This is a genomic window from Rubrivirga sp. (assembly GCF_049648075.1).
GTDB lineage: Bacteria > Bacteroidota > Rhodothermia > Rhodothermales > Rubricoccaceae > Rubrivirga.
In genome coordinates, this window is sequence record NZ_JBARYR010000640.1 from 1 (window position 1) to 9,016 (window position 9,016).

Annotated in this window: 7 protein-coding genes and 1 pseudogene; all 8 read right to left on the minus strand. The window is 67.6% G+C overall.

What is annotated here, in order from left to right; genetic code table 11:
• Positions 1-250, minus strand: a pseudogene (locus tag WBA11_RS17315) (S41 family peptidase); the annotation flags it as partial.
• 189 nt (positions 251-439) lie between these two features.
• Complete coding sequence (locus WBA11_RS17320; protein ID WP_424521893.1) at positions 440-895, minus strand: hypothetical protein; 456 nt, start codon at positions 893-895, stop codon at positions 440-442.
• 88 nt (positions 896-983) lie between these two features.
• A complete protein-coding gene (tatC, locus tag WBA11_RS17325; RefSeq protein ID WP_424521894.1) occupies positions 984-1,877 on the minus strand; it encodes a twin-arginine translocase subunit TatC in 894 nt (297 codons plus the stop codon).
• A 2-nt stretch (positions 1,878-1,879) separates the two neighbouring features.
• Positions 1,880-2,485 (minus strand): orotate phosphoribosyltransferase, encoded by a 606-nt coding sequence (locus tag WBA11_RS17330; RefSeq protein WP_424521895.1) that lies wholly within the window; start codon positions 2,483-2,485, stop codon positions 1,880-1,882.
• Positions 2,486-2,886: 401 nt separating this feature from the next.
• Positions 2,887-5,634, minus strand: coding sequence for a TonB-dependent receptor (locus WBA11_RS17335; protein WP_424521896.1), 2,748 nt, complete (start codon positions 5,632-5,634; stop codon positions 2,887-2,889).
• Between the two features lie 129 nt (positions 5,635-5,763).
• Positions 5,764-7,101 carry a spinster family MFS transporter gene (locus tag WBA11_RS17340; protein ID WP_424521897.1) on the minus strand — a complete coding sequence of 446 codons (1,338 nt, stop codon included), beginning with the start codon at positions 7,099-7,101 and terminating at the stop codon, positions 5,764-5,766.
• Between the two features lie 226 nt (positions 7,102-7,327).
• Entirely contained in the window at positions 7,328-8,623 is a 1,296-nt protein-coding gene (locus WBA11_RS17345; RefSeq protein ID WP_424521898.1) for an adenosylhomocysteinase, read from the minus strand.
• 214 nt (positions 8,624-8,837) lie between these two features.
• Positions 8,838-9,016 (minus strand): methionine adenosyltransferase domain-containing protein (locus WBA11_RS17350; RefSeq protein WP_424521899.1); only part of this gene is annotated, 179 nt, incomplete at its 5' end.

A 9,016-nucleotide genomic window follows, 5' to 3' on the forward strand; every position in this document is an offset into this window, starting at 1 on the left:
GTTGCAACCGGCTCGCCGCCGCCGTCGCCTCGTCGTAGTAGACCGTGTACGGGTCTAGCGCGCCGGTCATAGCGCCGATCCCGCTCCGCATCAGCCCCTCCGCATCGACCGCGTCGACGTACTCCGAGGCGAGGGTCTCGTAGACGGTCCCGTACAGCTCGAAGCTCTTGCGGAGCGCGTAGAAGTCGACGTCTTGCGCCCTCGAGGTCGGCGCGAGCAGGACGAGGGCGAGGAGCAGGAGCGGGCGCATGGCGGAGCGGTCGGGGACCGGAGGCTAACGCCGACGCCCGCTCATTCGCGCGGACATGGCGACGAAGAAGGCCGCGCGGGCTCCTGGTCTACGTCATCCCCGCGCAGGCGGGGATCCAGAGCGTACGAAGCTCTCCCGTCTCAGGCCACGCCTCGATAAACGGACGTGCTTCGCCGTCCTCGAGGACGGCTACCGCCGGACGTACTCCAAAAGCTCGCCGTCCACCGACCGGCTGTCGAGGTAGAGCCGGTCGCCCTCGAGGCCGAAGTCTTCCTGTTGGCCGTCGAGGAATAGGACCGGGTACTCGCTCTGGATCCCGCCGCCGTAAACGGCACGGCTTACTTGATACCGACCTGCACGCTCCGTCGTGCCTCGCTGCGTCGTCGTCGATCGCTCAAACGTCCCGCCTCGCGAGAATGTTAGCGTCTCCGACCGCTGCCGCGCCGACGCAGGAACGGTCTCTTGGCACGACGGCGCGCAGTCTCCCGGCCCCGTGATCGTCAAGAGCCGCCACGTCCCTACAAGAGCGGCCGGGTCCTGCGACAGGTCGCCGACGAACAGCATCGTCAGGTCGCGGTCCACGACGTCCGTGTCGCAGGCCGTGAACGAGAGTGTGAGGGCGACGATAGCGAGTACACGAAGCATCGAGGACGGAGCGATGGGGTGTCTGTCAGACTACAGAACGACCTCGAGGTCGCCAATCCACGGGTGCGTGCCTCCTCCTCGAAGACGGCTAGGCCGCGGCGAGCTCCTTCTCGCGCCTCCGCTCCACGACGCCGGTCAGCAGGATGGACAGTTCGAACAGGCCCATCAGCGGGAACGCCATCAGGACCTGGCTCCACGGGTCCGGCGGCGTCAGGAACGCGGACAGGATGAGCACGACGACGAGGGCGTACTTCCGGCCGGCTCGCAGCATGCCCTGCGTCAGCACGCCGAGCTTGGCCAGGATCACGACCACGACGGGCAGCTCGAACAGGATGCCCGCCCCGAACGCCCACGTCAACACCATCGAGAAGTACCTCGAGATGTCGAACTCGTTGACGATCGTGTCCGAGATCTGGAACTGGGCGAAAAACTGGAGCGCGAGCGGCGCGATGATCAGGTACCCGAACGAGATCCCCAGCGCGAAAAAGAACGTCGCGAACACGGACGCGAACCGAAGCCCCTTCTTCTCGTCGGGGTACAGGCCGGGCTCGATAAACGACCAGATCTGGTACACGACGGCCGGCGACGCGATGATCACCCCGGCCGCGATCACGGTCCCGAAGTAGGCGAAAAACTGCCCCGTCACCGTCCGGTTCTGCAGGACGATGTCGACGGCGTCCAGCCGCAGCACGTCGTACATAAAGAACGACGCTCGCGTCGGGCCGAGCAAGAGCGTGTCCATGATCCAGCCCGTAAAGAACAGGCACGCGATCACACAGACGGCGATGGCGCCCAACGCCTTGAAGATGTGCCAGCGCAATTCCTCGAGGTGGTCGAGGAACGGCATCTCGCCTTCCTGCGGCGCCATGTGCGCCGGGACCAGCGGGGCTGGCGGCGGCGTCTGATCCAGCCGGAGAGGTCCCGAGGCGCCGTCGCCGTGCGCGACGGTCTGCTTCGGCGGGCGGGAGCGCCAGACGTCCACGGCTACGCCGTATCGCCCGACGTCGCGGCTCGGGCGCTCTCGCGGAGGTTGAGCTCGAGCAACGACTCGACCCAGAGACCTTCGGCCTCGAGGCGTGCCCGCCCCCCACTCCAGGTAAAGTTGAACAGCGTCACGACGCCGTCGACGGTGAACCCGTCGCTGCGGAGCAGCGCTGCGGCGCGAGCGGCGCTGCGGCCGCTGTTCAAGATGTCATCGACGAGCGCGACCGGCTTCGACCGGTCCAGCGGCCCCTCGACCAGACGACGTCGGCCGTAGGCCTTGCGGCGCTCACGGATAAAGCCGCCTTTGAACGCCTGGCCCGGCTTCCCGTGGGCCAGGACGGCGGTCACGATGGGAAACGCGCCGTATCCGAACCCGGCCACCTGATAGAGACCGCGAGCGCGAAGCCGCTCGGCGAGAACGGCGCCCGCCTCCTCGAACACCTCGCCGTCGAGCATCGGGGTCCGCGTGTCCAAGAGCCATCCGATGGGCTGGCCTCGGGGGTCCGTGATCGCCTCGTCCTCACGGCGCACGAGCGCCCGTTGGTAGAGCGTGTGGCCCAGCTTCGCGAGGGCCGACTCGGGGACGGTGCTGGAGTCGTTCGGCATTGGAGATCGGCGAGACGCGGCGACGGCCGCGCGGCAACATACGGTCAGGCCACCGGCAATCGCCGTGCCCAGTGTGGTCCTTTCGCCGTCGTCCTCGAGGACGGAAAGCAATCGGGAACCACAGGCCGCTAGAACGGCTTCGAGCGTCCGTTCGCGCTCTCGACGGCGCGAAGCGAGCGAGGTTTCACCCCGAGGACGAAGGCGGGAAGACCCGAGGGAACGACCCGGAACGACGTTCGACCTCGAGGGCGTGTGCTCCGCGTCGAGGCCAGCCCAGCGCTACACAAGAGTCCGCCCGCTCCCGGCTGTGGGAGCGGGCGGACGTTCTCCGGGACTGAAGCCGTGCCGTTCTGACCCTGGCCGCCCTCGAGGTCGATTCTTGGCGGCTAGAGGGCATCTCGCTACGGCGTGTAGCGGAGGCCGGCGTAGATGATGCGCTCGTTGACCGCGGCGCCGTAGGCCGTCAGGTTCTGGCTGTTGGTCAGGTTCGTCCCGCCGACCAGCACCGTCACCCCAAAGTCGGGGAGCGCGTAGGTCGCCTGGGCGTCGAGAGAGACGTGGCTCTCGATGAGGCCCTCCGCGAACGGCATCTCGAACATGTAGTCGTCGACCCAGCGGAGGTTGGCACCGTAGCCGAGGGCGCGCGTGACCTGGCCGCTCGCGCCGATGTTGAACTTGTGCTCCGGCGTGTTGAACCCCAGGATCAGGTCGTCGACCTCCTCGATGTCGGCCCAGGCGTAGTTGCCCGCGAGCACGAGGGCCGGGTCGAGCGCGTACTCGAGGCCGACCTGGATCCCCTGCGAGGTGACGGTCTGGTCCGCGTTCAGCCACGTTTGAATCGCCCGCGTTCGGTTGGCGAAGCCCGGTGTTCCGGGGGCGGGCGCGCCGAAGAACTCGGCTGGGTTGGGGGTGCCGCCGGCCTCCCGACCTAGGAACCGACGCGTGCCGATAAAGTCGTCGTAGATGCTCCGGTAGTAGCTCACGTCGGCGAACAGCTTGCCGCCGAGGATCCCCTTGTAGCCGACCTCGACCGAGTTCATCCGCTCCAACCGAAGCGGGTCGATCCGGTCGCCGGGCTGACCGAACGTGGCTGGGACGAGCGAGGCCGTCTCGAACCCCTCAGCCGTGTTGCCAACGAGCAGCAGCCGACCCACGTCGAGGTAGATAAACTGGTCGAGCTGAGCCGGCTGGCGGAAGGCCTGCGAGAAGCTCGCACGGATGGCGTTCTGGCGTCCGGGGCCAAAAGCGTACACGCCCGAGACGCGCGGCGAGAACCGGGCGTCGAAGTTGCGGAACCCATCGACGCGGCCCACAGCCGAGATCTTGAGCGCGTCGTCCAGGAATGCCCGCTGAAGCTGGAGATATCCGCCGTACTCGTCGTTCTCGATCCCATCACGAACGCTCCGCGTGCCGGCAGCAGGATCGAGGAGCGGCGAGTTGGGTCCGTCGGAGTAGAGGGTCCCGTTGGACTCGAGCCGCGTCAGGCGGACGCTGCCGCCGACGGCGGCGTTGACCTCGCCCGGGAGGTCGAACCGGTACTGGGCGTCGGCGTGGTAGATCTGGCCGTCGCTCTCGAAGCGGGGGCTCTGTCCGGGCGTCGTCGAGGCGAGCGTCGCGTCGCGGGCCGTGGCGAACCGGTCCTCTCCAACGGTCGGGAAGATCCCGGCCGTCGCGGCGGCCGCGGCCGCATAGGCGTCCTCGATGGAGGCCCCCGTCAGCCGGGCCTGGGCGAATGCACCGGCGTAGGTCTGACCGTAGACGGTCGCGTAGTTCCGGCCGGCCGGGTCGGCCACGCCGTCAGCGTTGACGTACGGTTGGAGGTTCATGAACGAGCCCAGGAAGCCCAGGTCGTACGTGTCGCCCTGGTCCGAGTCGATCACGTAGGCCCGCGTCGTCCACGCCTCGCCCTCGAGGGTAAGCGCCGCCGTCGAGCCCCCGATCCCGTCGAACGCGTAGCGGTTCGAGCTTTGGTAGATCCCGTTGCCGTTGCCCGTCCGCAGCGCCAGCGTCGCCTTGACGGCGTCCGTGACCAGGTACGACGCCGTCGCCGCGAGCCGGGCCGACCGTGCGCGGTAGTCGGTCAAGACCAGGTCACTCTCGGTGAACCCCGGTGTGAACACGGCACCCTCGAGGCCGAGTTGGCCCAACGTGGTACCGTTGGCGTCGATGACCGTCGCCGGCGTGAGCGCGACGGCCTCGCCGTAGCGGTTGACCAGGTCGGCGCCGCGCGGGTCCAGCGGCGAGCGGACCGAGCCGTCCGGCTCGAAGTTGTCCGCGATCGTCGTCAAGGTCGAGAAGTTGGACGCGATAAAGTCGTCGGCCTCGAAGTAGGACCCGACCACCTTGTAGGCGAACCGGTCGCTCACCTTCTGCGCGAACCGTCCCTGGAACTCGTACATCCCGCGCTCGCCGCCGCGCACCTGGACGGACGGCCCCGTGTGCAGGAACGGACTCAGGGTCTGGAACTGGACGACCCCGTTGAAGGCGTTCGCGCCGTAGAGTGCCGAGTTGGCGCCGTAGACGATCTCCACACCCTCGATGTCGATCTCCGGCACACCGGTCAGGTTGCCGGCGTAGAGCGAGAGGACCGGGTCCATAAAGTCGACGCCGTCGACGAGCTGGATCACGCGCTCGGCCTTGGCGCTGTTGAACCCCCTCGTCGAGATCGACGAGATCAACATCGACGACCGGCTCACATCGACGCCCTTGAGGCGGTCCATGCTGGCCACGATCTCCGTCGACGGCATCCGGGCGAGCTGGGCCGCCCCGACTCGCTCGATGGTCACGGGCGCCTCCAAGATGGTCTCCTCTTGGCGCGAGGCCGAGACCACGACGTCACCGCCCTGGAGCACCTGGGGCTCGAGCACGACCTCGAGGTCGCTCGTCGGGCCGGCCACGGTTACGCGTTGCGTCTCGTACCCCGTGTACGACACGCGCAAGACGCGGGGGCCGTCGGAGAAGTCGACCTCGAGGGCGAACCGTCCGTCGACGTCGGTGGCGTCCCCAACGAACGTCCCGTCCACGATGATGTTGGCTCCGGGGACGGGTCCGAAGTCGGACGCCGTGACGATGCCGGACACGTTTTGAGCGGTGGCAAGCGGGGCCGCGAGCACTACCGCGAGTAGGAGAGCGCGGGAGAGGAGCGTCATGGTGAGGTGTGAGAGGTTGGTGCAGGTGCCGTGAACCGAACTGTCCAGATACCATGAAAGCGCTTCCGAGTCAAGGCGTTACGCGTCATCGCCTCTCGCCGTCCTCCAACACGCTGTCCCCCCGGATCTTCAAGCGGCCGGCGTCCCGCGTGCCAGTTGCTGCTCCATACGTCGGGCATCCGCCGAAAAGCTCCTCGAAGCGAGGTACACGAACGCGGCTGTGAGCAGGAGGGCCGCCGGGACGAGGTACAGCGCGTCGTGAAGCCCGATCGCCCGGAAGGCGTCGGTCATCTCGGTCGCGCCCGCCGCCTCCATCGCGGACGCCGCGAGCCGGTCCGATAGGAACCCGACCACGACCGGCCCGAACGCGCCTCCCAAGAGGTACATCCCGGCGAAGTACAGGGCGACGGCCGTCGCTCGGAGTCGGGGCTCGACGACGTCTTGGATCGCGGGGTACACGCTCGTGTAGTACGCGTACTGGGCCAGCCAGCCGATTCCGAACGGGACCGCAAACGCAACGAGCGAATCGGCTCCGGCGGCCAGTCCGGCCGCCGTCGCTACGGCCGCAATGACGAGCGAGATAGCCCCGTACACCAACCGCCCGCTCTCGGACCGCTTGTACACCGCGTCAGCCAGCCATCCTCCTGCTGTGAGCCCGATCAGGCCCGTCACTCCCACGATCACGCCCGTCGTAACGGCGGCTGCCGTAAGGTCGAGCCCGAAGTAGCGCTGGATCATGGGGACGAGGAACCCGTTGCCGGCGTAGGCCGCGAAGTTGACCGTGATGCCCGAGGCGATGATCCAGACGATCGTCCGGGTCTGCAGAACGGTCCGGACCGGGCGCTCGACCTCGAGGCCGGCGCTCTGGACCTTCTCGCTCGCGCCGCGCGCGGGCTCCTTGATCCGGAACACGAAGAAAGCCAGGACCAGCCCCGGCACCGCGGCCACCACGAACGGCGCTCGCCAGTTTCCGAACGCCTCCACCATCGGCCCGACGGTAAAGAACGCCAAGAGCAAACCGAGCGGGAGCCCCAGCATGAACAGGCCCAGCGCGCGCGACCGTTTTTCCGTCGGGAAGAGGTCTCCGATGAGTGAGTTCGCCGCCGGGGCGTAGCTGGCCTCCCCTACACCGACGCCCATCCTCGCGACCAGGAACGAGCCAAAGCTCCAGGCCGCCGCGTTTGCCGCTGTGAACGCGCTCCATGCCGTCAGGCCCCACCCCATCACGCGGGCTCTCGACCCTCGGTCAGCCAAGCGCCCGAGCGGTAGCCCTGCCACGGCGTACACGAGGGTGAAGGCCGCCGCGATCGTACCAAGCTGCGTGTCGTTCAGTCCCCACTCGAGCCGGATCGGCTCGTTGAGGATGGCCGGGATCGTTCGGTCGTAGAAGTTGAGGAGGTTGGCGAGGAACAGGACGCCCAGGACGCGCCACGCGTTGGGTGCTTGCTTGCCAGTGGAGTCGGGCACGGGCTGATCGGTGATGAAGAGTTAGGGTACGCCGCCGATCCTTCTCGATCAAAAGCGGCGCCAGACCCTGCCTCCGCGACCTCGAGGCCGCTCCCCGCCCCCTTACAGGCGCACGCCCGCCCCCTGAGAAAGGGGACGGGCGCGCTATCCGGGGGACCGTGGCGGCGGTCACCCCAGCTTGGTCCGTCCTCGAGGCCGACGACCTCGAGGACGGGAATCCGCTAGATCAGGTGCCGGCCGAGTAGTCCGTCGCGTAGACGACCTGCTCGTCGGTGAGCGTGTCGATCTCGAGACCCATGGTCTCCAGCTTGACGCGGGCGATCTGCTGGTCGAGCTCCTCGGGCAGATCGAGGACGGTGTTGACCATCTCCTCACCAGCCTCCTTCGACTTGATCAGCTCGAGGTGGGCCTGGAACTGGTTGGCGAAGCTCATGTCCATGACCTCCGAGGGGTGCCCCTCCGCAGCGGCCAGGTTGACCAGGCGGCCGTCGGCCAGGACGTAGATCTTCTTGCCGTTGTCCATCGTGTACTCGCGGTTGTCGTCGCGGATCATGCGGGTGTCCTGCGAGATCTCGGCGAGCTCCTGCAAGTTGAGCTCGACGTCGTAGTGGCCCGTGTTGCAGACGATGGCGCCCTCCTTCATCGAGACGAAGTGCTCGCCGCGGATGATGTCCTTCATGCCGGTCGCGGTCACGAAGATGTCGCCCTCCTTGGCAGCTTGCTCCATCGTCATGACGCGGTTGCCGTCCAGCATCGCCTTGAGCGCGGCCGTCGGCTTGACCTCGGTCACGATGACGTTGGCGCCCATGCCCTTGGCCCGCATCGCGACGCCACGGCCGCAATGGCCGTAGCCGGCGACGACGAAGTTCTTGCCAGCGACCAGCACAGAGCTGGCGCGCAGGATGCCGTCGAGCGTCGACTGGCCCGTGCCGTAGACGTTGTCGAAGTCCCACTTGGTCTCAGCGTCGTTGACGGCGTAGACCGGGTAGCCCAGCTTGCCGTCCTCAGCCATCGCGCGCAGGCGGTGGACGCCCGTCGTGGTCTCTTCCGAGCCGCCGATGATGTCGTCGAGCTTTTCGGGGAAGGCGCTGTGGACGCGGAAGATCAGGTCGGCGCCGTCGTCGAGCGTCGTGTCCGGCGTCTTGTCGATCGTCCGGTCGATGCACCAGTAGAAGGCCTCGGTGTCCTGGCCGTACCAAGCGTAGATCTCGACGCCGTCGCCGTCGCCCTTGGGGCCGAGCGCGAGGGCGGCCGAGACTGCGTCGTTCGTCGAGAGCGGGTTGCAGCCGGACCACGCGACTTCGGCGCCGCAGGCCTTGAGCGTCTCGATGAGTACGGCCGTCTCCTTGGTCACGTGCAGGCAGCCCGTGATCTTGTAGCCGGCGAACGGCTGCGTCTGGCTGTACTCTTCGCGGAGCTTCATCAGCACGGGCATCCGGCTCTCGGCCCACTCGATGCGCTTGCGGCCGTCTTCGGCGAGGGAGAGGTCGGCGACTTTGTACTGTCCTTCCTTGTGGTCCATGGTCTGGCCGGGCGCCCGGCGTGGGTTTCAGGTTTAGTTGAAAGCTAGGGTGCGTCCGTGGGCTCTCGACGGACGGAGTGTGCAAATTCGACGGACGTCGGCCCGTCCTCGAGGGCGGGTCCCCCTCGAGGGCGAGAACCACGCATCGCCTCCGAAGCAGGAGCGGCCTGTTCACACCCTCGAGGGCGAGGACTGCTCAGTGCCACCTTCCAGGCTAGCCCGCCGCGGTGCGAAACGCTTCTTCGAGGTCGGTCCGCTCCCAGGGAAACTCGTCGCGGCCGAAGTGGCCGTAGGCCGCCGTGTTGCGGTACGTCGGGCGCTTGCCGGCCTCGGCCTCGATGAGCCCGAACCGCTCGATGATCGCGGCCGGCCGCAGATCGACGGCCTCGGTCA

Excerpts from the sequence above, each read along its gene's own strand:
- WBA11_RS17320 (WP_424521893.1), bottom strand. The coding sequence starts at position 895 with ATGCTTCGTGTACTCGCTATCGTCGCCCTCACACTCTCGTTCACGGCC.
- WBA11_RS17330 (WP_424521895.1), bottom strand. The coding sequence starts at position 2,485 with ATGCCGAACGACTCCAGCACCGTCCCCGAGTCGGCCCTCGCGAAGCTG.
- WBA11_RS17335 (WP_424521896.1), bottom strand. The coding sequence starts at position 5,634 with ATGACGCTCCTCTCCCGCGCTCTCCTACTCGCGGTAGTGCTCGCGGCC.
- WBA11_RS17345 (WP_424521898.1), bottom strand. The coding sequence starts at position 8,623 with ATGGACCACAAGGAAGGACAGTACAAAGTCGCCGACCTCTCCCTCGCC.